Consider the following 23,562-nt stretch of genomic DNA (forward strand, 5'->3'; position numbering starts at 1 on the left):
AACCTCAGCGACGGATCAGCAGCTCTCCGTGCAGCATGAGGAAGATCGCCGCCGGATCATCGGCCCACTCACGCCAGCCGTGGCAGATCCGGCCGGCGGCAGCCTCGACCGCATCGGCGTCCCAGGTACCCAGGACGCCGGCGAGCTGGTCGCGGAAACGCTCCTCGTTGACCCGGGCACGCCAGCTGTCGGCGAGGTCCGCGGTCGGTCGACCACCGGGGGCGTTCGACCAGACCCAGGTGGACGTCGAGTAGGTGAGATCCTCGATGGGACAACCGGCGGACAGTGCCCAACCGACGAGATGGCGTCCGGCATCCGGTTCCGCCCCGTTGGCCTGTGCCATCGCCCGGTAGCGGTGCGTCCACTCCCGCAGACCCAGCGGGGCCGGGTGGTAGGACATCGCGGCATAGTCGGCGTCCCGCAGCGCAACCACGCCGCCCGGCGCGGTGACGCGCAGGCACTCCTGCAGCGCGACGACAGGGTCGGTGAGGTGCTGGAAGACCTGGTGGGCGACCACGACATCGAAGGAGGCGTCCTCGAACGGCAACCGGTAGACGTCCCCGGGCAGGAACTGCGCACCGATCCCGCGGGCCTCAGCCGCAGCGCAGGCGGCCTCCAGCGGCACCGGCGTGTTCTCCACACCGGTGACCTGGGACGCCGCACCACCGAGTCCGGCGATCATCGCCGCAAGGTCCAGGGTGATCGATCCCGGACCGCAGCCCACGTCGAGAACCCTGGACCCGGCCGTGAGGTACGGCAGGGCGAAAGCCAGGGAGTCGGTGGCGGTGCGCCGCGCGTGGTTGCCCAGCACGGCGTCACCGTGGCCGTGGGTGTACTTCTCGGCGGATTCCGGGGCGGCGTTCTCGACGGGACTTTTCACAGCACCAGACTCTACGACGTCTCCCTGCCGAAGAGATCACCGAGGGCGGCGTCCACCTGTTCCATGTAGGTGGGAGAAAGGTTGAACAGGCTGAGGTGCCCGGCGATGTCGTCGATGACGCGCAGCTCACTGCCGGGGATCAGCGACTGTTCCGCGGCACAGTCACGCACCGGGAAGAACATGTCCTCGCTGATCGGCATGACGTAGGTGATCGCCGTGACCCGGCCCAGGGCGGCGGCGAGGTCGCCGTCGGTGTGCCGGGAGACGTCGCCGCGCTGCCACTTCCACGCGTTGTTGAGCAGCGTATTGGGGTCCATGGACATGAACAGCGGATCCAGGAAGTCAGCCAGGGCAGACTCCGCCGACCCCAGCCCGAGGCCCTTCCACGCCTCCTGCTTCCACCACTCCGTCGAGAAGCCCATCGTGGCCCACAGGTGGGACTGACGACGCAGCCCGTCGGCGACCTCGGTATGCGAGGAGTACTCGCCGCCGTTGAAACCAGGATCCGCCCTCACCGTCTCGTTGAGGGTCTCGGTGAAGATGAAGTCATGGGGTGTGTTCTTCGCGGTGCCGGCGATCGGCGCGGCCCGCTGCACCTTGTCTGGGAAGCGGACGATCCACTCATAGGTCTGCTGGGCACCCATGGACCCGCCGACGACGGCGAAGAGCCTCTCGATGCCGAATTTCTCGCGCAGCAGGCGTTCCTGGGCGACGACGTCATCGCCGATGCGCACGTCGGGAAACTTCGACATCGCGATCGAGGCGTCCTCCGTGTTGGCCGGGGAGACCGACATCCCGTTGCCGATCTGGTTCGCACTGATGATGAAATACTTCGACGGGTCAAGTGCGTGGCCTTCCCCGATGTAGTGCTGGAACCAGGTGCCGTGGGTGCCGGAGTACCAGGTGGGGATGAGGATGGCGTTCGACTTGTCCGCGTTGAGCTCACCGGCGGTGGCGTAGGCCAGCCAACAGTCCTCGATCACTCCCCCGTCCTCCAGCTCCAGGCGCCCGATGGAGGCGGTCTCGTACGGGCCCTGGGCCTCGGCGGTGTAGAAGTCGTTGCGCAGCATGAAGTGGGGGTCCTTCCGGTCGGAGAGTAACTGTGACTGGCCTCACAATGTTGCCGACGAAAGTACACGGGAAGCCTGCCGGGCGCCACTGTCATCCGTAGCCTGGACGCATGTCTCTGCTGACCCGGTCCCCCGCCTCCCTCGCCGCAGCCGCCGTTCTCACGGTCTCCGCGGTGACCCTCTCCGGCTGCTCGATGCCGTGGACGGATTCCCCGACCGACAAGTTCCTCTCCGCGGTCAACGAGGGGAACTGGGCGGACGCCGCCTCCGACACCACCAACCCGGAGGCAGCCGAAGCCTGGTTGACCGGTATGGAGGAATCCATCGGCGAGACGACCCTCCACCTCGACAGTGACGACGGCTCCACCACCGCCACCTGGACCGTCCCGGACGGTGAGGAGGTGACCTCCACCGGCACCCTGTCCACCGGCGACAGCGACAAGGTCACCTGGGACCCGGCACTGTTCTCCGACGACCTCACCCCGGAGTCGACGCTGACCTACTCCGACGACCGGAACTACGGCCTGCAGATCCTCGACCGCCGCAACGATCCCCAGCTGACCTGGACGCCGGTCACCGTGGTCACCGCCACTGCCGACGCCGACCTCAATGCCGTGGCAGACGCCGTGCGCCCCGTGATCCCCGACTTCGACACCGCCGACGCCGAGGCGCAGATCACCGACGCCGACGGCGAGGTCGCCCTGTTCTCCCTGCGCGCCGAGGACTGGGACACGGTGAAGGATGCCGTATCGGACCTCCCCGGTGTCTCTACCCGCGAGGACGGTCGACTGCTGCCGGCGACCGCGTCCTCCTCCCCGCTCGACGGTGGCCTCACCGACTACTGGAACGGGAGGCTCGACGACACCGCCGGCTGGACCCTCGCGACCACCGACGCCGACGGCAACCCGGGTACTGTCCTCGGCCAGAAGGACGCCGAGCACGTCGATCCGGTCCACACCACCATGGACCTGGGCGTGCAGGCAGCAGCGAACAGGGTGCTCGACGGGGAGGAGCAGCCGGCCTCCATCGTCGCCATGTCGGTCTCCACGGGCGGAGTCCTCGCCGCCGCCCAGAATGACGCAGCCTCCGCCGAGGGCACCCCGGCGCTCACCGGGCTCTTCCCGCCCGGATCGACCTTCAAGACGGTCACCACCTCGGCCGCCCTGGCCCGGGGCACCGTGCACGCCGATGACACGGTCTCCTGCCCGGCGAGTGTGGATGTCGACGGGCGCACCATCCCCAACGACCATGACTTCGAACTCGGCGATGTGCCGCTGCACACCGCCTTCGCACAGTCCTGCAACACCACCCAGGCGCTGATCTCCCGTGACCTGGAGCCCGACGACCTGAAGAACACCGCGGCACAGTACGGCCTCGGCGTGGACTTCAACGCCCCGGGGATGACCTCGGTCACCGGCTCGGTGCCGACCACCGACCAGGGGGCCGCCCGGGTGGAGTCCGCCATCGGACAGGGCGAGGTCGTCGCGTCCCCGTTCGGTCTGGCGCTCATGGAGGCCTCGGTCGCCAACGGCGGAAAAATGGTCACCCCGTCACTGGTCACCGGTGAGAGGACGGAAGCCGACCAGTCCCCGGAGCCGATGGATCCTGCGGTGGTCGAGTCCCTGCGGTCGATGATGCGGGAGACCGTGGAATCAGGCACGGCGTCCCAGCTCAGCGACATTCCGGGGCTCGGCGGCAAGACCGGCACCGCCGAGGTCGACGGTGGCGCCGCTCACGGCTGGTTCGTCGGCGTGGTCGGCGACGTGGCCTTCTGCACCTTCATCGAAGGGGCGGACTCCTCCACCCCGGCCGTGAACCTGTCCGGTGAGTTCCTGCGCGACGAGGCCCTGTCAGAGGTCACCGCGCAGTAGAGCCGGGGAGAATCGGGCCGGTTCCGGGACATGGCAGAGTAGAGGCATGAACAGACGCGTCCTTACCGCGCTGCCCGCCGTTGCACTGGCAGTGTCCCTCGCCGCCTGCAGCGACTCAGACGACGACGCAGCAGATACGTCGGTGCCCTCATCGACCTCGGCGGCCCCGGAGACGTCCGCGGCACCCACAACTCCGGCGGAGTCCGATACAGACGAACCCGGCGACGACACCACGGAGGACCCCATGACCATGCCCGGACATCCCGACATCCGGATCATCCCCGGCACCGGGGACGCCTACACCGGCTCCTGGCGTGACCCGGACGGCGGCGCCATCATCAACTTCGCCGACGACGGCTCCCTGACCGGTACCGACGGCTGCAACAACTTCCAGTCGACCTGGACATTGGACTCCGGGTCCGGCGGTAAGGGGTCGGTGGCCACCGTGGAGCCCTTCCCCACGACCATGATGGCCTGCACCGGCCCGTGGAGCCCGTGGATTGTGTCGATGCACGAGGTGCGACATGAGGGCGACCACCTCTCGGTGACCAATGAGGGCGGCACCGAACTCGGTGAACTGATCCCCGCGGTGCCCGCGTGAGTGTCCGTCTCATCGCCACCGACCTGGACCGCACCCTGCTGGACAGCGCCGGCGGGGTGAGTCCGCGAACCCTGGAGGCGTTGGACGCCGCGGCGTCCGCCGGGATCCACGTCGTCCCCGCGACCGCCCGAAACCCGGTGGGTCTTCGGCACCTGCAGCCGGTCCTCGGCTTCGACCAGTGGGCATTGTGCAGCAACGGCGCTTTCGGCGTGCATCTGACCACCCGTGAACTGCTCTTCTCCGACGAGGTCCCGGCCGAGGTCATCGCCCGGTTCGTCACCGTGCTCGACGCCGCTGTGCCGGGGGTGCGCTACGCCGCGGTCCGGGACGCCGGGGAGCGCTTCGTCGCCCAGAACGGATACGCCGACCTGGCGACCTTCTCCGACCACAAGCGCGACCCCGCGGCGATGCACAGTGAGCCCCTCGAGGTCGTCACAGGAGCGTCCGCGCTGAAACTGGTCTTCCGGCACGAGACACTCGGCAGCCCGGAGCTCTACAGGATCACCCGTGGTCTGGTGGACGCCGGTGAACTGGACAACCGACTGTTCGAGATGACCCTGTCCGGTGCGCCGTTCGTCGAGGTCATGGCCGCGGGCGTGTCCAAGGCCTCCGGACTGGCGCAGTTGTGCACCCGACTGGGCGTGGAGCGTTCCGAGGTCCTCGCCTTCGGCGACGGGCTCAACGACAGGGAAATGCTCACCTGGGCCGGTCACGGGGTCGCTGTCGCCAATGCCGAAGACGCGGTGAAAGATGTCGCCGACGAACTCACCTCCTCCAATGACGAAGACGGGGTCGCCCTCGTCATTGAAGCCCTGCTCTGAGTACCTCCCCGAGGATCCGCACAGCCTCGCCGTAGCGGCCGGGTTCCGGGCCGGCGAAATTCAGCCGCAGGAACCGGCCGGTCGGCTCGCTCGGGAAGAGGTCGTCGCCACCGGCGATGACCACATCTCTGGCCTCGCAGTCGGCGACGAGCCGGTCGAGGTCCGTCGCGTCCGGCAGTCGCAGCCACAGGTTGAGGCCACCGGTCGGCACGGCGGTCAGTTCTGCCTCGGGAAGGTGCATCCTCACCGCGGTGACCAGCAGGTCCCGCCGGTGCGCGAGCCGGTCGGGCAGTGTCCTGAGGTGACTGCGCCAGGCCGGTGTCCCGAGGACGTCGAGGGCGGCGGCCTGGAGCAGCGGGGAGACGTACATCGACGAGGCACCGACATTGCCGAGGATCCGCTCGCGCACCGGACCACGGGCGATGACCGCGCCGACCCGCAGCGCCGGGGACAGTGACTTCGACAGGGACCGCAGGTAGATCACCCGGCCCGAATCGTCACCGGCGGCCATCGGTGGCAGGGACGCCGCCACACCGTCGATCGCGAAGTCCTTCGCCCAGTCATCCTCGACAAGGAAGGCACCGTGGCGTGCGACGACCTCGAGGATGCGGCTCCGGGTCTCCGGGGACCACACCGCACCGGTCGGGTTGGTGAACCGTGGTTGGGCGTAGAACAGTCGTGCCCCGGTCCGGGCGAGGACGCGGTCAAGCTCAGTCGGGTCAGGGCCGTCCGGGCCCGTGGCCAGCGGGACCATCCGGACGCCCGTCTGCGGGCCGGCGAGCACCGCACCCCAGTAGGTCGGGGATTCCAGGACCACCGGCTCTCCCGGCCCGGTGACCGCCCGGAAGATCGCAGAGAGCCCCGACTGTGTACCGGGCAGCACGGTGACATCCGTAGCGGTGACCGGTGTGACACCAGGAGGGGTCTGCGTGGCCAGGTCCTGGGCGAACCAGTGCCGCAGTTCCTGCAGGCCGGCCCGCGGTGCGGCCGTCACGGCCGCATCCGACCGGGCAGCCCGCCCCAGGGCCTGCCGGACCGCCTTCTCTGGCAGGAGGTCCCTTCCCGGGTACCCGTTGTGCAGTGCGACGGCGTCCACCGGGGTGGGGCGCAGCACACCGGAGGCAGGCGTGGACCGGGACTCACCGGGTATCCGTCCGGCCCTCTCCCCCAGCGCGCCGACCTGCCAGGAGAAGTCCGTCGGGCGGACGCGCCGGGTCTCCGACGCCGTGGCGATGAAGGTGCCGACCCCCGGGCGGGTCTCGACGAGGCCGTCGGCGGTGAGCGAGCGCAGGGCCTCCTGCACGGTCACCGGACCGAGCCCGTGTTCTTTCGCCAGGGTCCGGGTGGAGGGTAGCCGGGTCCCCGGGGCACGTCCGGCGATCCAGGTGCGCAGTTCTGCGGCCAGTCGGGAACTGCTACTGTCAGACATGAGAAACCATGATAGCGCTACCGTGAACAGTGCGAAACCGCTACTGGGCCCGGTACGGCGGTCCTCGAAACTCCGCAATGTCCTCTACGAGATCCGCGGCCCGGTCGCCGACCGTGCCGCAGCCCTGGAACGCGAGGGCACCGAGATCCTCAAGCTCAACATCGGCAACCCGCAGCCGTTCGGGTTCACCGCTCCTCCGTCGATCGTGGAGCGCATGGCACGCACCCTCGACGTCTCCCACGGCTACTCGGACTCCCACGGGCTACCGGAGGCGGTGGAGGCCGTCATCTCCCGCTACGCCGCCGTCCCGGACTTCCCGGAGCTCGACCGCGACCGGGTGTTCCTCGGCAACGGGGTCTCCGAGCTGATCACCATGACCTGCCAGGCACTCGTGGACACCGGCGACGAGATTCTTGTCCCCGCCCCCGACTACCCGCTGTGGACCGCAATGGTCACCCTGGCCGGCGGTAACGCGGTGCACTACCGGTGCGACGAGTCCGACAACTGGAACCCCGATCTCGCCGACATGGAGGCCCGGATCACCGACCGGACCACGGCGATCGTGGTGATCAACCCGAACAACCCCACCGGCGCGGTCTACCCGCCGCATCTCCTGCGCGGTATCGCCGACATCGCCCGGCGCCACTCCCTGACCCTGCTTGTCGACGAGATCTACGACGTCATCACCTACGACGGCGTCACCCACACTCCCCTGGCCACCGTCGCCCCTGACCTCCTGACGCTGAGCTACTCCGGTCTGTCGAAGTCGAGCCGGTTGGCCGGCTACCGCGCCGGATGGCTGGTGGTGACCGGGCCGACGGACCATGCCGAGGACTTCCTCCACGGGCTCAATCTCATGGCTTCCACCCGGTTGTGTGCGAACGTGCCGGGACAGCAGGCGGTCGTCGCAGCGTTAGGCGGTGCCGCTTCCAGGGAGGACGCCGACCTGTCGATCGGTGGACTGACCGCCCCCGGTGGTCGACTGTGCCGCAGTCGGGACGTCGTGGCGTCCTCACTCAACGCGATGAACGGGGTGAGCTGCGTGACGCCCCGCGGGGCACTGTACGCCTTCCCGCGCCTGGATCCGGAGGTCCACCAGATCCGCAATGACGAACAGCTGGTCATGGACCTGCTGGAGCGCGAGCACATCCTGCTGGTCCACGGCACCGGCTTCAACTGGCCCACCCCGGACCATCTGCGCATTGTGCTGCTGCCGGAGGAGAAGGTGCTGGGCACGGCAATGGAACGGATGGGGAACTTCCTGGCGTCCTACCGGCAGTGACGGTGGACTCCTCCGACCGAAATATGCCAGGCGCTAACGATTGGCCGGGCGAACGCGATGGTAGTTATTGAGACGCCGATCACACCGGCATCCCGTGACCGGCGTCAACTGTCTCCGACCGCCACGAGGAGTGGCAGGAACAATGACACACACCGCGACACACACCACCCGACATCCCCGACTGACCCGTAGGGTCCTCACCGGCACGGCCGCGGTCGTCGCCGCAGTGGGCCTCGCCGGAGTCCCCGCCGCCACGGCCGCCCCCGCTCTGCCGGACGCCACCCCGTCGCTCGCAGAAGGGTCGCTGTCCTCGCTGCCGAGCCTGCAGTTCGCGGGACGCTGGGTCGACCTCAATCCGGCAGGTAACGGTGAACTGACCTTCCATAACGGACGGGTCTCCGGCACCGACGGCTGCAACGGCATCGGCTCGACCTACACCGTCACCGGCAACGGTATCCGCACTGCCCACGTCAACCCGTTCATCTCGACGATGATCGCCTGCGACAACCAGTGGCTCGGCGGAGTCAAGACCATCGACCACTACGGCGTGGTCATGGTCGTCCGCGGCCAGGACGGCCAGATCATCGGACTGCTGCGTCCGGCCTAGACACCCGGTCCCGGTCACCCACTGATCGACCATGATCGCCATGGCCTGCCGTCACTGCAGGTCACGGCGGTTTATCCTGTATACCCTGTTTATTCTCCGGTGCGCGGGCACCCTCGAGCACAGGCGAACCGGACGTGACCTACCTGGCATCCCAGGTGTGGCGGATCACCCCCGGACCCCCGGCGTCATTTACGATTGGCCTATGTCTAATCCCCCCATCGCATTCGTCATCGCCGGTTCTGAAGCCACCGGCGGTGCCGGCATCCAGGTCGATCTGAAGACCTTCCAGCAGCTCGGGGTCTACGGCGTCGGCGCACTGTCCTGCATCGTCGCCTTCGATCCGAACAACGGCTGGGGTCACCGTTTCCATCCGGTCGACCCGGAGCTCATCGCCGAGCAGTTCGAGGCCGCCCTGGCCACCCACCCGGTCGAGAACATGAAGACCGCCAAGGTCGGCATGCTGGGAACCCCTGCCACCATCGAGATCGTCGCCGAAAAGCTCGCGGAACGCTCCTGGGAGAACCTGGTCCTCGACCCGGTGCTGATCTGCAAGGGCCAGGAGCCCGGCGCGGCGCTGGACACCGACAACGCCCTCAAGGAGAAGATCCTCCCGCTCGCCACCGTCGTCACCCCGAACGTCTTCGAGTCCCAGAGCCTGTCCGGCATGGAACACATCGAGACCGTCGAGGATCTCGAGGAGGCCGCGAAGCGTATCGGTGAGAAAGTCCCCTACGTGCTGGCCAAGGGGGGCGTCGAGCTTCCGGGCGAGGACGCCGTGGATGTTCTCTGGGACGGCCACGAGATCACCCGCTTCGCCGTGCCGAAGGTCGGCGAGCAGCGCGTCTCCGGTGCCGGCTGCACCGTCGCCGCCGCACTCACCGCGGAGCTGGCCAAGGGCAATGATGTCGCCACTGCGGTACACGTCGCCAAGGACCTCGTCACCCGCGGCATCGAGCACCGTGTCACCGCGAACACCCCGTTCGACACCGTCTGGCAGGGCGCGTAGTTCCTTCCGCCCGCTTCGTGCGCCTCACATCCCGATCCGGAACGCCGGGACACTCTGGTCGACGACCCACGGCTCGGCGTGCAGAGTGAACAGTTCCTCGGCGTTGCGTCCGGTGGACTGCCCGTCGGCGAATTCCCCCTCTTCAAGGACGAGGTAGGCGGAAGTGTCCATGAGGTACATGAACAGGTCCTCCGGCGAAATGGAGGCGTTCACCACCTGCAGCTCAGGATGTCCCATCGCCCAGAGACCGTGGGTGTAACCGGAAAAGCCCTCCGCTTCCGGTCGCAGCCAGGCCGAGACCCACAGCGGCCACGGGGTGGAGCCGAACTGACCGGTCACGACCTGGTGCAGGAACGGCAGGCCGAACGTCGCCGCCGCGGACCCGGAGTAGTAGCCGACGAGACCGGGCAGACGTGACAGAGCCATCGTCAGCATGCCGTGCACACGGGCGGCGATCAGCTGGGTCTGCGGTGCGGACAGGTCAGCGACCTGTTCGGCGGCGTCACCGGTGAACTCCGGCGGCACGGCGACGAGGATCTGTGCCTTGTGCGTGGAGATGCGGTCACGGTCCTCGCCCTGGCAGTACAGCTGGTGGGCGTTGGACTCGGCCTCATGGTCCGGGACGGGCGCGTCGATGAGGGTGAGGAAGGCGATGGCACCGAACTTCGCGATCCGGACCTCGAGAATCCCCTCCTTCCCTGCGACCGGTTCCACGGCGACACCGAGGTCACCCGGCACATCGGACACCTGCGCGATCACGTCTTCCTCTCCAGGCAGCGACTCAAACAGCAGGTCACCGAGCATCAGACGCGGTTCGAATGTGGCGGACGGGGTGGCGGGGTTCTCGTCAGACATGGTCGCGAGGGTACCTGAGACCCTTTGTCCGGTTGCGTGAGGATCAGCTCGATGACGCTGGAAGCCTGGACGGAAAGAAATCCATTAATCGATCACCCGTTCCCACGTCCACCCCCGCTGCCGGTAGAATCGACGGGCGACACCACCACAACACCCCAGGAGGCTGTGATGACCACCGATTTCCCCACCCCGGAACTTGCCGAACGCCCGGAACAGCATCTCGCCGTCGTCCGCGAGACACTTCCCATGGACGGCATCAGAGACCACTACGACCGCGCCTTTCCGCTGATCTTCAACAGTCTGGGAAAGGCCGGCGTCAGCCCCTCCGGACCGGCCATGGCTGTCACCCACGGTATGCCAGCGGAGACCATCGACCTCTCCGCCGCGGTGCCCGTCACCGACCCGATCAGCGCCGACGGTGACGTCACCCCGGAAGTCCTGCCTGCCGGCCGGGCGGTCACCCTGCTGGTCCGAGGGAGCTACGACCTGATCGTCGCCGCCTACGGGCACCTCTTCGACTGGGTCAACGAGCAGGGTCTGACTCCCACCGGCCTCGCCTGGGAGCAGTACCTCACCGAACCGACCCCGGACGGTGACCCGGCCGACAACGAGACCCTGCTCGGCGCCTACGTGGAGTAAGTAATTCTTCCGGTACCAATCTGCCTCCCCTGTGCCAGATACGTCGCTATGCCGATGCGCAACGGGGACCAGAACACCTTCCAGGTCGACCTCGGGAGTCGTCGACCCGCTGAGCCGCCACATCTACTCCGGCCCGCGGGTCATCTTGCGCGAGCTGCTGCAGAACGGCGTGGACGCCGCCGCCGCAATGCGCCTCACCCGAACAGCTCATGAACTACTGCCGGTTGCTGTCCCAGGTCACCGCGGAACCGGGCCGGACGGCAGATTCTGAGAGGTGGATGAACAGGGCCCGGGGGCATGCCGCTAACCTGGGAGAATGACTGAACCAGATTCACCTGACAGTCCGACTGCCCGTACCTCCGACCCCGCCACACGGCGGGGTGCGGTAGGCCTCTACCCCGATGACATGCACCCCGGCCTTGTCCCCGGGATCAGCATCGATGAACAGCGCAACAGGTTCGGCCTGGACAAGATGGTCTTCGGCATCACCGCCCCCCTCATCCTCGCCTTCATCATCTGGGGTGTCACCAGCCCGGACTCGGTGGCCTCGACGTCGTCGTCGATGTTCTCCTGGGCGATGGAGAACACCGGCTGGCTGCTGAACATCGTCATGATCACCGCCCTGATCGTCATGGTCTACCTGGCATTCTCCAGGTTCGGCCAGATCAAGCTGGGTAAGGACGACGAAGAGCCGGAGTTTTCCCGGTTCTCCTGGATCGCCATGATGTTCGGTGCCGGCATCGGCGTCGGCATCTTCTTCTTCGGCCCCTCCGAGCCGCTGTCGTACTACCTGTCGCCTCCGCCCCACACCGTCGACGCCGACACCCCCGAAGCCGTCCACCAGGCGATGGCCCAGGCACACTTCCACTGGGGACTGTCCCCGTGGGCCCTGTACGCACTGGTCGGCGGCGCACTGGCCTACAGCACCTACCGTCGCGGCCGGGTCTCCCTGCTGTCCTCGGTGTTCCGCACACTGTTCGGCGAGAACCAGACCAACGGTTTCGCCGGACGCCTCGTCGACATCATGGCGATCATCGCCACCCTCTTCGGCACCGCCGCCACCCTGGGCCTGTCGGCGATCCAGATCGGCACCGGCGTGGAGATCGTCTCCGGGGCCGGCCCACTGGCCAACAGTGCCCTGATCATCATCATCGCGGTACTCACCCTCGCGTTCATCATCAGCGCCGTCTCCGGGGTCTCCCGGGGTATCCGCTACCTGTCGAACATCAACATCAGCCTGACGCTGGGCCTGATCCTGTTTGTCTTCCTCGTCGGACCGACGCTGTTCCTGCTCAACCTCGTGCCCTCGGGCGCGGCGTCCTACGCCTCCGGCCTCATCGAGATGATGGGCAAGTCCCTGTCCTGGGGCCAGGACACCGTCGACTTCCAGGCGTCCTGGACCGCCTTCTACTGGGCATGGTGGATCGCCTGGACCCCGTTCGTCGGCATGTTCATCGCCCGGATCTCGAGAGGACGCACCCTCCGGGAGTTCTCCGTGGTCACCACCCTGGTTCCGACCGCGATCCTCATCCTGGCCTTCACGATCTTCGGTGGTACCGCCATCACCCAGCACCGCAACGGGGCCGTCGGCATGGACGGGAACGACTCCTCGGAGCAGATCCTGTTCTCCATGTTCGACAACCTCCCCCTGGCGCAGATCACCCCGTGGATCATCATGTTCGTCCTGGCGGTCTTCTTCGTGACCTCCGCTGATTCGGCGTCAGTGATCATGGGCACGCTGTCGGAGAAAGGCAACCCCGAACCGCGCAAGTACACGGTCATCTTCTGGGGCCTGTGCATGATGGGCATCGCCGTGGTCATGCTGCTCGCCGGCGGCGAGGACGCCCTCAGTGGTCTGCAGAACCTGACCATCCTCATCGCCATCCCGTTCTCGGTGGTCCTCATCGGGCTCATCGTGGCCTTCATCAGGGACCTCAGTACCGACCCGGCGGCGATCCGCCGGAACTACGCCGAGACCGCCATCCACAATGCGGTGGTCAAGGGGCTTGAGGAGCACGGCGACGACTTCGAGCTCTCTGTGGGACGCGCCGAGGAGGGTCACGGTGCCGGTGCGGACTTCGACTCGACCTCCCAGGAGGTCACTGAGTGGTACCAGCGCACCGATGAGGCCGGCAATGCCGTCGGTTACGACTACGGCTCCGGTGAGTGGGCTGACGGCTGGACACCCGATGACGATCGCCGTGACGACATCGGTGACGAGGACGCCGACGGCGATCCGGTCACCCCGGGAGTGAACCGGGACTGAACCGCCTCAGCTCAGGCGCAGTTGCAGCAGTCCGTGGACCAGATCGAGCAGCCGGGTGTCCGCTCCCCCGTTATCCCCGGCCCGGATGATCGCGCCGAGCTGGGAATCGAGCTCGCCGGAGATGCCCTCGGTGATGTCACGCTGCATGGAGCTCGTGGCATCCTCCGGCTGGGCGTCGATGAAGGCCATGGTCCGGGCCACCGCGTCCTCCCGCAGTTCCACACCGGTGGCCCGTGCCGCGGCGTCCGCCTCGGTGACCATGCCCTCGAGACTGGACCGCAGGGTGGTGCGCAGCGCCCCGATCGGCTGCTGCGCAACCGCTCCGAGTGCACCGAAGCAGGTGACGAACATGGCCTTCTCCCAGATGTCGCACCACAGGTCGTCACGGACGATGCCGGTGATCCCCGCGGCGGTGAAGGTCTCGGCGAAGGCTGCGAGGGTGGCGTCCCGGGTACTTCCGGCGCCCTCCCAGAGTCCGACGGTGAAACTGGCCAGCGGCGGGACGAACCTCACCGTCGCCGGACCGGTGTGGATGAAGTAGCCGCGCACCACGCCGGGCCAGGTACGGTCGGTGCCCACGGCATCGGCAACGAGGCGGTGGACCTCCACCGAGTTCTGTGTCGTGGCGATCACCGGATCCCCGGGGATACCCTGCACCAGCGCGGCGATCTGCGCCTGTCGCTCCGCGAGAGTCACGCCGGTGGCCTTGACCGCCAGGAGAACCACGTCGAGGGCCTCACCGTCAGCGGTGGTGAGTTCCGCCGGGGACGCCGCGGCGTGGACAGGCACGAACTGCGGCTCCTGCCCGTCGATGTCGACCCGCAGTCCGTCGGCGCGGACCGCGTCGAGTGCGGCTCCCCGTGCCAGGACCGTGACGTCGTGACCTGCCTGGGCGAGCCGCGCGCCGAAGAATGTGCCGACCGCGCCGGCTCCGATGATTCCGATTCGCATGTCCACCATCTTAGGAATGCGCCGGACACGCTACGATGAGACCCCATGAGCCCCACGAGCAATGAACGCGAGATCCTCTCCTACGAACTCTTCGGCGACGCCATCAAGGAACTGGCCCAGGAGATCGTCGACGACTACAAGCCCGACCTGATCCTCTCCATCGCCCGCGGTGGCCTGCTCATCGGCGGTGCGCTCGGTTACGCGATGGGCGTGAAGAACGTCTCCGTGATCAACGTGGAGTTCTACACCGGTATCGGTGAGACCCTCGAAGCTCCGGTGATGCTTCCGCCGACGCCCGAGGCCGTCGACCTGTCGGGCATGAAGGTCCTGATCGCCGACGATGTCGCTGACTCCGGCAAGACCCTCGAACTCGTCCAGCAGTACTGCGCGGAGACCGTCGTCGAGTCGCGCACCGCGGTGATCTACCACAAGTCCCGGTCGATCATCACCCCGGACTACGCGTGGAAGAAGACCGACCAGTGGATCGATTTCCCCTGGTCCGACTTCCCGGTGATCACCCCGACCGGCACCCCGGCCGGCGGCAACGCCAGCTAGGTCGTCTCGTCGGCGGTCCCGGCATCCAGTGCCGTCTCCAGTTCGGAGGACAGCGCGACGAGGCGTTCCTCGCCGTTGTCCGGCCCCACGAGCTGCACGGACAGCGGCAGACCGTCGCTGCCGGTGCCCAGCGGGACGGACGCCGCCGGGAACCCGGTGACGTTCCACATCGCGGTGTAGGCCACCGGCCCGCTGGCCGCGAGCAGGGTCCGCACCGCACCCTTGCCGGCGATCGCGTCCGCCGCACCCGGCCGGTCAGGCACCGTCGGGGTGAGCAGGACATCCACCTCTGTCCAGACGTGGTCCAGGGCGCGGGCGATCGTCCCGCCCTTCTTCTCCGCCCACCGGTGGACCGGGCGGCGGACCCAGGCACCCGTCCGGACCACGGCCCGGGTGCGTGCCTCCAGTCGCTCCGGGTGTTCGACCCCCCTTTTCTCCGTGCGGATTCCGGCGAAGAACTGGGGGATGAAGGACGCGGTGGGGTCCGGATAGTGCGGGTCGTACTCCGTGACCGTGTGCCCTGCGGCGCGCAGCAGATCAGCGGCACGGTGCACCGCCGCCGCATGCTCGGGGTGGAGTTTCCCGGTCTTCGCCGGCGGAGTGAGGCACACACCGATGCGCAACCGCGGTGCCGCAGCGGCACCGTCGACCGCCTCGACCAGTGACCCGACAGGTTCGGCACGGTAGGCGTCCCCGTCGACGTTTCCGCTGACGAGGTCATAGACCAGAGCACTGTCCCGCACGGAACGGGTGAGCGGGCCGGTGGTGCCGAGTGCATGCCACAGGTGGGGGTTCGGGGACGCGGAAACCCGACCACGCTGGGGCTTGAGGCCGAACAGACCGCAGTTCGCCGCGGGAATGCGGATCGACCCGCCACCGTCACCGCCGAGGGCGACGGGGACCAGTCCGGCGGCGACCGCGGCTGCCGAACCACCCGAGGAGCCGCCGGGCGTCTTCGACTGGTCGTGCGGATTGCGGGTGACACCGTAACCGTCCGTCTGTGTGTAGGGCCAGGCCCCGAACTCGGGCATGCGCGTCACCCCTATGATGACCGCGCCGGCGTCCCTGAGCTTCTGCACGACGAGGGCGTCCGCGGTCGCCGGAGTGGTGTTTGCCCGGGTGCCGAAGGTGGTCACCACGCCCTTGACGTCGATCTCGGCTTTCACCGCCACCGGAACGCCGTGCAGTCGGCCACGCTGAGCGGGTTCCAGCCGGTCGAGATCGGTCGCGGTAGCGAGAGCCTCATCGGCGAGGACGGTCTGGAAGGCGTTGAGATCCCGGTCGTAGCGGGCGATGCGCGTCAGGGCGGCACGTACGCCGGTCTCTGCCCCACCCGGCGACCCGGGTTCCCGTTCCGGGTCGTCCGTGAACGTGGCGACGTGATCGCGCCAGTCGTGTGCGTCCAAGGTGTGCCAGGGAATCTCCGGGGTATTCATCCCCTGAGACTATCGGCAATGCCTGCTCAGCGCTGGAGAGCACGCACCTGCACGCGGAGTGCCTCGCCGACCCGCTTGCCGGAGTGGATGCAGCCGCCGAGGAAGGTGCCCTCCAGCGCATTCTTCCCGTGCATGCCGCCACCACCGAAACCGGCGACCTCACCGGCGGCGTAGAGCCCGGGCAGTACCGAGCCGTCGGAGCGCAGGCAGCGTCCCGACAGGTCGGTCTCGATGCCACCGAGGGTCTTGCGGGTGAGCACCCGCAGTCGCACCGCGATCAACGGTCCGTGCTTCTCGTCGAGCAGGCGGTGCGGGGACGCGGCGCGGACGATCTTGTCGCCGAGGAACTTCCGCGCGGTGTGGATGTAGTTGACCTGGGCGTCCTTGCTGAACTTGTTGTCGATCTGACTGTCCCGGTCCTCCACCTGACGGCGCAGGTGGTCGACGTCGATGAGAGGTGCGTCCGGGTTCTCCGCGTATGCGAGGTCGTTCATCCCCGTGACGAGGGCGTCAAGGTCATTGGCGATGACCCAGTCCTCGCCGTGGTCCATGAAGTTCTGGACCGCGACGTGCATGCCGGGTCCGATCTTGCCGAGGAGCTTGCGGAACTCCTTGTCGGTGAGGTCGGGGTTCTGCTCCGAGCCGGAGAAGATGAACTCCTTGCCGGCGACGGATTTGTCCAGCACGAACCAGCTGTAGCCGTGACCGGTGCGGCCGATGTGGGCCAGGGCAGCGAGGTTGTCCGAACCGGGGAAGAGGTTGGTGGGCAGGCGGTCACCGGCGGCATCGAACCACAGTGAGCTCGGACCGGGGATGATCCGGATGCCGTGGTTGGGCCAGATGGGGTCCCAGTTCTTCATGCCTTCGGTGTAGTGCCACATCCGGTCGGTGTTGACGGTGGACGCACCGGCCTCCTCGGAGATGCCGATCATCCGTCCGTCAACGTGGGCGGGGACGCCGGTGACCAGGCCCTCCGGGCACTCGCCCCACCGGTCGGTCGGCCAGGACTTCCTGACCAGGTCGAGGTTTCCTCCGATACCGCCGGAGGTGACGACGACCGCGGCGCCCCGGATGTCGAAGGTGTCGACGACCTCCCGGGAGGACTCGACGCCACGCGGAAGGTCGTCACAGGGTTCGAGGATGCTCCCCTTGACGCCGACGACGCGTCGGATGCCGTTGGCGTCCCCCTCGACGGTGAGTTCGTCGACGCGGTGACGGAAGGCGAAGGTCACCCGACCTGCCTTCTCCGCCTCGAGCAGCGGCTCGCGGAAGACACGGACGACCTCGGGCCCGGTGCCCCAGGTGAGGTGGAAGCGGGGCACGGAGTTTCCGTGGCCGGAGGCGTCACCGCTGCCACGCTCGGCCCAGCCGACCGTCGGCAGGACGTTGAGACCGAGGCCCTTGAGATAGTCGCGCTTCTGGGTGGCCGCGAAGTGGACGTAGGCACGGCCCCACTCGCGGGCCCAGTGGTCGTTGCCGCCGGGGGCGGTGTCCTCGTAGTCCGCGGAGTTCTCCCAGTCCCGCCATGCGAGATCCTCGGAGTCTTTCACACCCATGAGCCGCTGCTCGGGGCTTCCGACGTAGAACAGTCCACCGAGCGACCAGAAGGCCTGTCCCCCGAGGTTGTTGCGGTTCTCCTGGTCCAGCACCAGGACCTTGAGCCCCGCCTTCTGCGCCTCATGGGCGGCGACCATGCCGGCGAGTCCGCAGCCGACGACGATGACATCAGTTCTCTCTCCCATGGCGAACTATCCTATGGACCGCCCGTGCACCCTGCAGCAAGTTAACGACATTAATTCGAATTCAGCTTCAGTCTCATACTTTAGGAACTTGACGCTCACAATGTGAGAGAGTAGTTTCCCATTCACTGGCCCTGGCATCCCACACAGTGGGAGACCGTCGGGGCGTACCTGACCCCGAAGAGAAGCGCCGCGAACTATGACCTACACCCTCCAGCCCACCCCACCGCCTGAACCCTCGACCGACCGGACCGGTGACAAGGCCCGGACGAACGGAAACAGCCGCGGGCGCGTGATCATCGCGTCCACCATCGGTACGACGATCGAGTTCTACGACTTCTACGCCTACGCCACGGCAGCCGTCGTCGTCTTCCCCGACCTGTTCTTCCCCAAGAGCGAGAACTCCACCGTCGGCCTGCTCGCCTCCCTGGCGACCTTCGGACTGGCTTTCGTCGCCCGCCCGGTCGGCTCGGTCCTCTTCGGCCACTTCGGTGACCGCATCGGACGCAAGGCCACGCTCATCGGCGCGCTGCTCACCATGGGTATCGCCACCTTCATCATCGGCTGCCTGCCGACCTACGACCAGATCGGTCTGTGGGCCCCGGCCCTGCTCGCCCTGCTCCGCTTCTGCCAGGGCATCGGCCTCGGCGGAGAGTGGTCCGGCGCAGCCCTGCTGGCCACCGAGAACGCCGAGGAAGGCAAGCGCGCCCGGGCCGCCATGTGGCCACAGCTCGGCGCACCGTTCGGATTCCTGCTGGCCAACGGCCTGTTCCTGCTGCTTGTCACGATCATGAACCACACCGACGGTGACATCAAGGGAGACTTCCTCTCCTGGGGCTGGCGCGTGCCCTTCCTCTGCTCCGCCGTGATGGTGGCCATCGGTCTGTGGGTCCGTTTCAAGCTCGACGAGACCCCTGTCTTCCAGGAGACCCTCGACAAGGGCGAGGACGTCAAGGTCCCGACCAAGGAGGTCTTCCGGAACGCGTGGAAAGACGTCATCCTCGGCACCTTCGTCATGGTCTCCACCTACACCCTCTTCTACATCGTGACCACCTGGTTCCTGTCCTTCGGCATCGGAGACAAGGACGAAGGAAAGGGCCTGGGCATCGAGTACGAGCACTTCCTGGTCATCCAGCTCATCTCCGCCCTGTTCTTCGTCATCGGTATCCCGATCGCCGGCCACCTGGCGGACACCATCGGCCGGAAGAAGTTCCTGACCATCGCGTCCTGCCTCATCCTGGTCTACTGCTGCGCCTTCCAGCTCTTCCTCGACCCGGACACCGCCACCGGACTGAGCGCCGGTATCTACCTCTCCCTCGGCATGCTGCTCATGGGCCTGATCTTCGGCCCGATGTCCGCCGTGCTCCCGGAGATGTTCCCCACCAACGTGCGCTACACCGGCTCCGGAATCGCCTACAATTTCGCGTCCATCCTCGGTGCCGCCATCGCCCCGTTCATCGCCGTGGCCCTGGCCACCAGCTACGGCCCCTGGGCCGTGGGCGTCTACCTCGGCGTGGTGACGGTGATCTCGCTCGTCGCCATCCGTGTCATGCGGGAGACCAGGGACATCGACCTCTACAGCGTCTGATCCGGCGGCTGAACCCGCATCACTTATCCGGCCCCGGAAGCACAGTTTCCGGGGCCGTTGGCCTATTGTGGGTGGCGTTTCATTTCGCCGGGACGGCCCGCTGCCGTTGCCCAGGGCGTCCCCTCCCCTGACAAAGCGAGGCAATCGCTGCATGTTCGACGTCGACAACCTGTTGAGTTCCTTCGGCCTCGCAGGAATCATGATCATCATCTTCATGGAGACAGGCATCCTCATCGGGTTCATCTTCCCCGGTGACACGCTCCTGTTCACCGCGGGGATCATGGCCGCGTCGGACAACCCCTTCGCCCCACTGTGGGCATTGTGTCTCTGCATCCCGATGGCCGCCGTCATCGGCGACCAGGTGGGGTACACGCTGGGACGCAGATACGGCCAGGCGGCGCTGGAGTCCCGCGTCCTCAACTGGATCGGTCCGGACGCCGTGACGAAGACCGAGGAGTTCTTCTCCCGCTACGGGCCCTTCACCGTGCTCATCGCCCGGTTCATCGCGGTCGTCCGCACCCTCGCCCCCCTCGTCGCCGGCATCGCGAAGATGCCCCGCGCGGCCTTCACTTTCTGGTCGGTCATCGGCTGTTTCGCCTGGGGAGCCGGGATCACCGTGCTGGGATTCCTGCTCGGCGGTATCCCCTTCGTCCGTGACTACCTCGACCTGATCGTCATCGTGGGCGTCGGTGCAGTACTTCTCCCCGTCGCGGTGAAGGTCACCCGGATGCAGCTCCATGCCCGCCGTGAGCGCCGGAACATGCGTCAACGGTTCGCCGGCGACAGCGACGCAGAAGATCAGTGACGTCAGAGACGTCAATGCCGTCGCATTACCAGCTGCACACAGTCCAGCGCGCCGGCATCCACCAGTGCCTCATGCAGTGCCAGCTGGTAGTCCCACAGCCGGCGGTAGACCGGATCGAAGCCGGCGGCGGCGGCCTGCCGTTCGCGTGAAGTGAACACTGCCCGCCACAGCCCCAGGGTCAGCGCCATATGCGACCCGGTATGGACCTCGCGGAGGAGTTCCAGGCCCGCCTTGTTGGCCTGTGCGGTCATCCGCACCGTCGTCGGGTAGCGCAGGGCCGGCCACACATAGGCACGCATGACGTCGAGACTCTGCGCCACCACGTCGTCCGCCAGTTCCGAGCCCCCGGCGTGGACAACCGACTGGATCACGGCGATCCCGTCGCGCGACAGCATGCGCTCCACCGCATCGAAGAACTGCCCGAGCCCCTCGTCCCCGAGTGTCTCGGCACGCTCCACGCTGAACACCGCGTCATAGGTGCCCGACCACTGCCGCGGTGACGGCACCACGCCACGGATCGTCTCGACCCTGACTGCGCCACCGACGCCCGCGGCATGGGCACGTGCCCGGACAACCTCGGCGTGGTCGGGATCGGCGGTCAGCACATCGACGCGGGCACCACGGCGCGCCGCGATGACCGCCAACGCGCCACCACTGCTCGGCAGTTCAAGCACCCGGTCACCGGGACCGGTGCGCGCCATGTCGAGCATCCGGTTGGTCCGGTGGACCTGCGCATCATCGAGGTCTGCGCGCTCCACCACCGACGGGGCGTCCATCCAGCTCTCCACCACCGGGGTGACGCGGCCGAACTGGGTGACGTCACGGGTCGCGGAGGTCCGCGTCCCCGAGGCGAACAGGGCCGAGCCGGTGGCGCGGGTCGCCCCGGTGTACAGCTCGACGAGCGCGTCCGGGAGTTCCCCGGTCCCGACCCCGCCGAAATCACGGCGCCTGCGCCGCGACATCAGGGCGCCGAGGCCGCTCTCCAGTGGCTGCGACAGCAGGACGCCCAGGACCTCCGGCAGCGGGTCGGCGATCCACTCGCCGGCCATGTACCCCTCCGCCAGACCGAGCCAACCGTCGGCCACGATCCGGTCGAGGACGAGGCCGTCCCGGACGACGAACCGGGGACGCGCTCCCGGGGTCAGGGCGATGCCGTTGTCACGGGTGAGCAGTTCGAGACGTTCCCGCACCCGGGCGGCGCGCGAACCGAGAAGCGTCGCCTCCGGGCGCCGGACCAGGTCCGGCCACCGCTCGGGGTCGATGAAACCCTCGGACACCGGCAACTCCTTCCAGAAACTCTCGGTGCCGGCGCCCGGACACTGACCGGGGGCACCGACGGGGTGGTCTTCGCCTGTTGCAGGGGTATTTTCAGGCACCCCTGTGGGGGCCTGACTCCCGCAAACGGACATCTCGCCCAGAAACGGGCGCCGGAGACGCACCCACGCTCTGAACAACTGGGAATAAACCACTACACTAGCCGCATAACAACCGACGTTGCCGCCAGGCAGGCCGGGTCGACGGAAGAAACCGCCACCGACCACCTGCACGAGCTGCGGCCGATCACAACATGCACGGTTCTGTACGGTGGCCCCACACAGGTGACCGACAGCTCCGTAGAGCGAGGAGACTGTTTCCATGGCATCCACCCCGACCCGCCCCGCCGGCGGTCGTCACCACGTCGTCATCGTCGGAGCCGGTTTCGGCGGACTGTTCGCAGCGAAGCGCCTCGCGGACGCCGATGTCGACGTGACCATCATCGACCGCACCAACCACCACCTCTTCCAGCCGCTGCTGTACCAGGTGGCGACCGGCGTCCTGTCCTCCGGTGAGATCGCCCCGACCATCCGCCAGATCCTGCGCAAGCAGAAGAACACCCGCGTGGTCAAGGCCGAGGTCCGCGACATCGACGTCCCCTCCAAGGTCATCACCGCAGACCTGGGTGGCCGTGAGGTCGTGCTGCAGTACGATTCCCTCATCCTCGCCGCCGGCGCCGGCCAGTCATACTTCGGCAACGACCAGTTCGCCGAGTTCGCCCCGGGTATGAAGAGCATCGACGACGCCCTCGAGATCCGCGCCCGGATCACCGGCGCCTTCGAGCGTGCCGAGATCACCGACGATCCGGAGGAGAAGAAGCGCCTCCTGACCTTCGTCATCGTCGGTGCCGGCCCGACCGGCGTCGAGCTCGCCGGCCAGGTCGCCGAGATGGCGCACCGCACCCTGAACAACGAGTTCCGGGACATCGACACCAACAGTGCCCGGATCCTCCTCGTCGACGGTTCCCCGCAGGTCCTCCCGCCCTTCGGCAAGAACCTGGGCAAGAAGGCCCAGAAGCGTCTGGAGAAGCTCGGCGTCGAGGTCATCCCGAACTCCCTGGTCACCAACGTCGACCAGCACGGCGTCACCTGGAAGAACATGAAGACCGAAGAGGAGACCACCGTCGGCTCCTACTGCAAGATCTGGTCCGCCGGTGTCTCCGCCAGCCCGCTGGGCAAGATGGTCACCGACCAGATCGACGGTGTGGACGCCGACCGCGCCGGTCGCGTCCCGGTCGGTGGCGACCTCGCCATCGAAGGTCACAAGGAGATCTTCGTCATCGGTGACATGATGAGCTACAACCGCCTGCCCGGCCTGGCCCAGGTCGCCATCCAGGGTGGCGAGCACGTCGCCGACATCATCCGTGGCGAGGTCGAGGGCACCAACGCCCGCCCGGACTTCAACTACCACGACAAGGGCACCATGGCGATCGTGTCCCGCTTCTACGCCGTCGTGAAGATCGGCGACCGCGAGATCGCCGGTGTGCTCGGCTGGTTCATGTGGCTCGCCGTCCACCTCATGTTCCTCGTGGGCTTCCGCAACCGCTTCGTCTCCGCCTACAGCTGGGGCCTGAACTCCCTGTCCCCGAACCGCTGGCACCTGGTGGCCACCCGCCAGCAGCTCCACGGCCGCAACACACTGCACCGTCTGCGTGAGCTCGAGGACGAGAAGGGCATCCGCTCCGTCATGGTCCGCGACAACCTGAAGGTCGGCGAGGGCCGGGACACCAAGCCCACCACCGACTAGTTCCACCGCTCCTCGACCACCCCGGGGACCGCGACCCGACCGGGTGGCCCACATCTGTGGGCCACCCGGTCGGGTCCTTTCTGCATGCCCGGGGTCTCCGG

At 67.4% G+C, this 23,562-nt stretch carries 20 protein-coding genes; 12 read left to right on the top strand and 8 right to left on the bottom strand.

From position 1 onward, the window contains the following. Window positions 1–4 precede the first annotated feature (4 nt). Window positions 5–880: a class I SAM-dependent methyltransferase gene (locus CVA01_RS11530; protein ID WP_014009873.1), complete on the bottom strand. Its 876-nt coding sequence runs from the start codon at window positions 878–880 to the stop codon at window positions 5–7. An 11-nt stretch (window positions 881–891) separates the two neighbouring features. Beyond that, window positions 892–1,950: an alpha/beta fold hydrolase gene (locus tag CVA01_RS11535; protein ID WP_141330880.1), complete on the bottom strand. Its 1,059-nt coding sequence runs from the start codon at window positions 1,948–1,950 to the stop codon at window positions 892–894. 110 nt (window positions 1,951–2,060) lie between these two features. Between CVA01_RS11535 and CVA01_RS11540 the strand changes: the two genes are divergently transcribed. Genes CVA01_RS11540 through CVA01_RS11550 form a run of 3 tightly spaced genes read left to right on the top strand, consistent with a single transcriptional unit; the run spans window position 2,061 to window position 5,243 of the window. Continuing rightward, window positions 2,061–3,821: a penicillin-binding transpeptidase domain-containing protein gene (locus CVA01_RS11540; RefSeq protein ID WP_141330882.1), complete on the top strand. Its 1,761-nt coding sequence runs from the start codon at window positions 2,061–2,063 to the stop codon at window positions 3,819–3,821. A 46-nt stretch (window positions 3,822–3,867) separates the two neighbouring features. Then, the gene (locus CVA01_RS11545) at window positions 3,868–4,422 is read left to right on the top strand and encodes an META domain-containing protein (RefSeq protein ID WP_141330884.1); all 555 of its coding nucleotides are present in this window, start codon (window positions 3,868–3,870) and stop codon (window positions 4,420–4,422) included. Beyond that, window positions 4,419–5,243: a Cof-type HAD-IIB family hydrolase gene (locus CVA01_RS11550; protein WP_141330886.1), complete on the top strand. Its 825-nt coding sequence runs from the start codon at window positions 4,419–4,421 to the stop codon at window positions 5,241–5,243. The genes CVA01_RS11545 and CVA01_RS11550 overlap by 4 nt, the downstream gene beginning before the upstream one ends. Here CVA01_RS11550 and CVA01_RS11555 read toward each other — a convergent pair. After that, entirely contained in the window at window positions 5,224–6,672 is a 1,449-nt protein-coding gene (locus CVA01_RS11555) for an aminotransferase-like domain-containing protein (protein WP_141330888.1), read from the bottom strand. The two genes, CVA01_RS11550 and CVA01_RS11555, sit on opposite strands and share 20 nt — an antisense overlap. Between CVA01_RS11555 and CVA01_RS11560 the strand changes: the two genes are divergently transcribed. From CVA01_RS11560 to CVA01_RS11570, 3 genes are all read left to right on the top strand, one after another. After that, window positions 6,671–7,954: a pyridoxal phosphate-dependent aminotransferase gene (locus CVA01_RS11560; protein WP_141330890.1), complete on the top strand. Its 1,284-nt coding sequence runs from the start codon at window positions 6,671–6,673 to the stop codon at window positions 7,952–7,954. The two genes, CVA01_RS11555 and CVA01_RS11560, sit on opposite strands and share 2 nt — an antisense overlap. Window positions 7,955–8,096: 142 nt before the next feature. Continuing rightward, window positions 8,097–8,561 (top strand): META domain-containing protein, encoded by a 465-nt coding sequence (locus CVA01_RS11565; protein ID WP_141330892.1) that lies wholly within the window; start codon window positions 8,097–8,099, stop codon window positions 8,559–8,561. A gap of 202 nt (window positions 8,562–8,763) precedes the next feature. Beyond that, on the top strand, window positions 8,764–9,567 hold the full coding sequence (locus CVA01_RS11570) for a hydroxymethylpyrimidine/phosphomethylpyrimidine kinase (protein ID WP_141330894.1): 804 nt from the start codon (window positions 8,764–8,766) through the stop codon (window positions 9,565–9,567). A 24-nt stretch (window positions 9,568–9,591) separates the two neighbouring features. Here CVA01_RS11570 and CVA01_RS11575 read toward each other — a convergent pair whose 3' ends face one another. Further along, window positions 9,592–10,422 carry a DUF4261 domain-containing protein gene (locus CVA01_RS11575; protein WP_014009864.1) on the bottom strand — a complete coding sequence of 277 codons (831 nt, stop codon included), beginning with the start codon at window positions 10,420–10,422 and terminating at the stop codon, window positions 9,592–9,594. 168 nt (window positions 10,423–10,590) lie between these two features. On the opposite strand from CVA01_RS11575, the gene CVA01_RS11580 reads away from it, so the two are divergent. After that, window positions 10,591–11,061 (top strand): GyrI-like domain-containing protein, encoded by a 471-nt coding sequence (locus CVA01_RS11580; protein ID WP_041629970.1) that lies wholly within the window; start codon window positions 10,591–10,593, stop codon window positions 11,059–11,061. A gap of 406 nt (window positions 11,062–11,467) precedes the next feature. Beyond that, window positions 11,468–13,327 carry a BCCT family transporter gene (locus CVA01_RS11590; protein WP_244938281.1) on the top strand — a complete coding sequence of 620 codons (1,860 nt, stop codon included), beginning with the start codon at window positions 11,468–11,470 and terminating at the stop codon, window positions 13,325–13,327. Between the two features lie 6 nt (window positions 13,328–13,333). Here CVA01_RS11590 and CVA01_RS11595 read toward each other — a convergent pair whose 3' ends face one another. Then, the gene (locus tag CVA01_RS11595; RefSeq protein ID WP_041630538.1) at window positions 13,334–14,278 is read right to left on the bottom strand and encodes a 2-dehydropantoate 2-reductase; all 945 of its coding nucleotides are present in this window, start codon (window positions 14,276–14,278) and stop codon (window positions 13,334–13,336) included. Between the two features lie 45 nt (window positions 14,279–14,323). Here CVA01_RS11595 and CVA01_RS11600 point away from each other — a divergent pair, with 45 nt between their 5' ends. Continuing rightward, window positions 14,324–14,833 (top strand): phosphoribosyltransferase, encoded by a 510-nt coding sequence (locus CVA01_RS11600; RefSeq protein WP_014009859.1) that lies wholly within the window; start codon window positions 14,324–14,326, stop codon window positions 14,831–14,833. Here the strand turns inward: CVA01_RS11600 and CVA01_RS11605 are convergent. Continuing rightward, window positions 14,830–16,269: an amidase family protein gene (locus CVA01_RS11605; RefSeq protein WP_141330898.1), complete on the bottom strand. Its 1,440-nt coding sequence runs from the start codon at window positions 16,267–16,269 to the stop codon at window positions 14,830–14,832. The two genes, CVA01_RS11600 and CVA01_RS11605, sit on opposite strands and share 4 nt — an antisense overlap. A 26-nt stretch (window positions 16,270–16,295) precedes the next feature. Continuing rightward, window positions 16,296–18,011 (bottom strand): FAD-binding dehydrogenase, encoded by a 1,716-nt coding sequence (locus CVA01_RS11610; protein WP_073884720.1) that lies wholly within the window; start codon window positions 18,009–18,011, stop codon window positions 16,296–16,298. 196 nt (window positions 18,012–18,207) lie between these two features. On the opposite strand from CVA01_RS11610, the gene CVA01_RS11615 reads away from it, so the two are divergent. Together CVA01_RS11615 and CVA01_RS11620 are read left to right on the top strand one after the other, a co-directional pair. Continuing rightward, on the top strand, window positions 18,208–19,596 hold the full coding sequence (locus CVA01_RS11615) for an MFS transporter (RefSeq protein WP_141330900.1): 1,389 nt from the start codon (window positions 18,208–18,210) through the stop codon (window positions 19,594–19,596). A 151-nt stretch (window positions 19,597–19,747) separates the two neighbouring features. Next, window positions 19,748–20,401 carry a DedA family protein gene (locus tag CVA01_RS11620; protein ID WP_014009855.1) on the top strand — a complete coding sequence of 218 codons (654 nt, stop codon included), beginning with the start codon at window positions 19,748–19,750 and terminating at the stop codon, window positions 20,399–20,401. Between the two features lie 11 nt (window positions 20,402–20,412). Here the strand turns inward: CVA01_RS11620 and CVA01_RS11625 are convergent, their stop codons facing one another. Next, a complete protein-coding gene (locus CVA01_RS11625) occupies window positions 20,413–21,678 on the bottom strand; it encodes a class I SAM-dependent methyltransferase (RefSeq protein WP_141330902.1) in 1,266 nt (421 codons plus the stop codon). 358 nt (window positions 21,679–22,036) lie between these two features. On the opposite strand from CVA01_RS11625, the gene CVA01_RS11630 reads away from it, so the two are divergent. Further along, window positions 22,037–23,461, top strand: a complete 1,425-nt coding sequence (locus CVA01_RS11630; RefSeq protein ID WP_014009853.1) for an NAD(P)/FAD-dependent oxidoreductase — start codon at window positions 22,037–22,039, stop codon at window positions 23,459–23,461. Window positions 23,462–23,562 lie beyond the last annotated feature (101 nt).

The sequence above is a fragment of the Corynebacterium variabile genome (assembly GCF_006539825.1).
Lineage (GTDB): Bacteria > Actinomycetota > Actinomycetes > Mycobacteriales > Mycobacteriaceae > Corynebacterium > Corynebacterium variabile.

What these genes read in the sequence shown, in the direction of transcription:
- CVA01_RS11580 (WP_041629970.1), top strand. Translation starts at nt 10,591, where the DNA reads ATGACCACCGATTTCCCCACCCCGGAACTTGCCGAACGCCCGGAACAG.
- CVA01_RS11630 (WP_014009853.1), top strand. Translation starts at nt 22,037, where the DNA reads ATGGCATCCACCCCGACCCGCCCCGCCGGCGGTCGTCACCACGTCGTC.
- CVA01_RS11590 (WP_244938281.1), top strand. Translation starts at nt 11,468, where the DNA reads ATGCACCCCGGCCTTGTCCCCGGGATCAGCATCGATGAACAGCGCAAC.
- CVA01_RS11595 (WP_041630538.1), bottom strand. Translation starts at nt 14,278, where the DNA reads ATGCGAATCGGAATCATCGGAGCCGGCGCGGTCGGCACATTCTTCGGC.
- CVA01_RS11560 (WP_141330890.1), top strand. Translation starts at nt 6,671, where the DNA reads ATGAGAAACCATGATAGCGCTACCGTGAACAGTGCGAAACCGCTACTG.
- CVA01_RS11540 (WP_141330882.1), top strand. Translation starts at nt 2,061, where the DNA reads ATGTCTCTGCTGACCCGGTCCCCCGCCTCCCTCGCCGCAGCCGCCGTT.
- CVA01_RS11570 (WP_141330894.1), top strand. Translation starts at nt 8,764, where the DNA reads ATGTCTAATCCCCCCATCGCATTCGTCATCGCCGGTTCTGAAGCCACC.
- CVA01_RS11600 (WP_014009859.1), top strand. Translation starts at nt 14,324, where the DNA reads ATGAGCCCCACGAGCAATGAACGCGAGATCCTCTCCTACGAACTCTTC.
- CVA01_RS11620 (WP_014009855.1), top strand. Translation starts at nt 19,748, where the DNA reads ATGTTCGACGTCGACAACCTGTTGAGTTCCTTCGGCCTCGCAGGAATC.
- CVA01_RS11535 (WP_141330880.1), bottom strand. Translation starts at nt 1,950, where the DNA reads ATGCTGCGCAACGACTTCTACACCGCCGAGGCCCAGGGCCCGTACGAG.
- CVA01_RS11605 (WP_141330898.1), bottom strand. Translation starts at nt 16,269, where the DNA reads ATGAATACCCCGGAGATTCCCTGGCACACCTTGGACGCACACGACTGG.
- CVA01_RS11615 (WP_141330900.1), top strand. Translation starts at nt 18,208, where the DNA reads ATGACCTACACCCTCCAGCCCACCCCACCGCCTGAACCCTCGACCGAC.
- CVA01_RS11545 (WP_141330884.1), top strand. Translation starts at nt 3,868, where the DNA reads ATGAACAGACGCGTCCTTACCGCGCTGCCCGCCGTTGCACTGGCAGTG.
- CVA01_RS11610 (WP_073884720.1), bottom strand. Translation starts at nt 18,011, where the DNA reads ATGGGAGAGAGAACTGATGTCATCGTCGTCGGCTGCGGACTCGCCGGC.
- CVA01_RS11565 (WP_141330892.1), top strand. Translation starts at nt 8,097, where the DNA reads ATGACACACACCGCGACACACACCACCCGACATCCCCGACTGACCCGT.
- CVA01_RS11575 (WP_014009864.1), bottom strand. Translation starts at nt 10,422, where the DNA reads ATGTCTGACGAGAACCCCGCCACCCCGTCCGCCACATTCGAACCGCGT.
- CVA01_RS11555 (WP_141330888.1), bottom strand. Translation starts at nt 6,672, where the DNA reads ATGTCTGACAGTAGCAGTTCCCGACTGGCCGCAGAACTGCGCACCTGG.